The sequence below is a fragment of the Streptomyces racemochromogenes genome, from assembly GCF_044129415.1.
GTDB lineage: Bacteria > Actinomycetota > Actinomycetes > Streptomycetales > Streptomycetaceae > Streptomyces > Streptomyces racemochromogenes_A.
The window spans coordinates 1-319 of the sequence record NZ_JBBDHD010000362.1; the positions used below are offsets into that span (position 1 = coordinate 1).

Annotated in this window: 1 protein-coding gene; it reads left to right on the plus strand. The window is 71.5% G+C overall.

Annotation, left to right across the window (positions count from 1 at the left end; translation table 11 throughout):
- Positions 1-319 (plus strand): condensation domain-containing protein (locus WDV06_RS37290; RefSeq protein WP_395514217.1); only part of this gene is annotated, 319 nt, incomplete at both ends.

Consider the following 319-nt stretch of genomic DNA (forward strand, 5'->3'; position numbering starts at 1 on the left):
TGCCGTTCGAGCGGCTGGTCGAGGTCGTCAACCCGGTCCGCTCGCTGGCCCACCACCCCCTCTTCCAGGTCATGCTCACCCTCCAGTCGCAGGAGCGGGCCTCGCTCCGGCTGGGTGACCTGCCCACCGAGGTGTCCGGCCTCGATGTCGGCGCCGCCAAGTTCGACCTCGGCTTCAGCCTCGCCGAACAGCGGTCCGACCGCGGCGAACCCGCCGGGATCGCCGGCAGCGTCGTCTACGCGACCGATGTGTTCGACCGTGGGTCGGTCGAGGTGCTGGTGGGGCGGCTGGTGCGGTTGCTGGAGGCGGTCGCGGGTGA